The organism is Longicatena sp. 210702-DFI.1.196 (assembly GCF_020563125.1).
Taxonomy (GTDB): Bacteria; Bacillota_I; Bacilli_A; order Erysipelotrichales; family Erysipelotrichaceae; genus Longicatena; species Longicatena caecimuris.
In genome coordinates, this window is sequence record NZ_JAJCPX010000079.1 from 1 (window position 1) to 1,663 (window position 1,663).

The 1,663-nt window shown below is 31.2% G+C and carries 1 protein-coding gene; it reads right to left on the minus strand.

Features of this window, described 5'->3' with window-relative positions; translation table 11 throughout:
* Nucleotides 1-169: 169 nt before the first annotated feature.
* Nucleotides 170-1,486 (minus strand): ISL3 family transposase, encoded by a 1,317-nt coding sequence (locus LI241_RS15430; protein ID WP_117548514.1) that lies wholly within the window; start codon nt 1,484-1,486, stop codon nt 170-172.
* Nucleotides 1,487-1,663 lie beyond the last annotated feature (177 nt).

Here is a 1,663-nt window from a genome sequence, read left to right on the forward strand (position 1 = left end):
GGGGCTCTAAATTAACGTAGGGTTTAAAGAAAAAACGCTCTAAATTATCATAGGGTTTTCCTATGAAGAAGGTAGGCTCTAAATTAATATAGGGTTTCAAAAAGGCAGTAGAAATGTTAGAAAATGAACATTTCGCTGCCTTTTATAATAGTCAAACAACAATTAATCATTATTTTTTATATTTTCCTCGTTTATGTCCTTTCATTTTTAATGGTACATCATAACCAGCCATATTAGGTTTGGCATTTTTGTTCATACAATACATACACCGATTTCTAAATCTAGCGAAATTAACATAGCCATTACCTGTTTTCTTAATGAGTTTAACGATAGAATTTCGAGATTCCATGATGCCATTCGATAAACGCTTACCATTTACTACAATAAATGAATTAATGATTTCATCATGCCAATTATTCAACATTTTGATTATCTCGATCATTTCAGAAATATTACAATCTCTTACTTCTTTCATGAATTCATGGAAGTCATGTTCCGCATTATCGTGATCACTAACCATGTTGAAACATAAGTATAGATTTTTAAATTCATATGCTGTTCTGAGCTCAGGCGATATGTTTAATAGTAGATCAAGAAGCTGCGGGTAATTGATATATCTTCGTAATCGTTTGTTATACCTGCGTTTATTTTCTCTTACTTCACCCGTAAGTAATAACCAATGAAAGTTTTTAAGCAGATAATAATCTATACAATCACTTTTTTTGCCTTTCATGATACGTATTCTTACCTTGTCTAATGCAGTATTGATATTTTTAATAACATGGAATGAGTCAACTGCAATAACAGCGTTCTTTAGTTTCATGTGGACAACATCACGATAAACACTATACATATCTATAACGACATACTTAACATTATTTCTTTCTTGAATAGGGATTCTATCAAAGTAATTCAAAAGAGAATATTTCTTTCTGTCAGGAAGCATATCGACCATTTCATGAGATAAAAAATCCAATAGAATACATACATATTTACTGTGGTTGTCCTTTAAAGCATATACCTCATCAATACAAATGATTTCTGGTAAAGGACTTTTAGGTATCCGTACATATAGATCAAATATCTCTTGTGCTTTGGTAGGAGATATGAAATTATGTCTGGCGACACTGGCAAAAGTAGCATTTGACTCTTTCAATTCATGTAAAACATTAAGAACGGTAAGATTACTGACAGAATGACCTAAGGGAATAAAAGGATTCTTCTCATAAAAAGTTTTTCCACAGTTATCACAAACAAGACGTCGAGCTCGATATTCAATTAAACATTTTTTTTGATTTAAAGCAGAATGTTTGATACGTTTTAATTTGTATTCTTTGATATGAGATGTAGAAGTATTACAAATAGGGCAAGAACAAGGAAAAGACTTTAAAGTTAAACAGATTATGAGAACATCGTTTTCAACATAGGAAGAAAGACTTGATATGGAATCTTGGGATAGATCGAGAAAATCTGATATAATATCCATAGTGGGAAACCACTCCTTTCGCTAAATGTTGTTTGACGATTACATTGTACAGCGAAAGGTTTTATTTTTATAAGAATGAACAAAAAGATTGACCCTACAATAATTTAGAGCCAACCTTTTACGAAACTCTATGATAATTTAGAGGTATCGCTTATCCCTACGATAATTTAGATATCC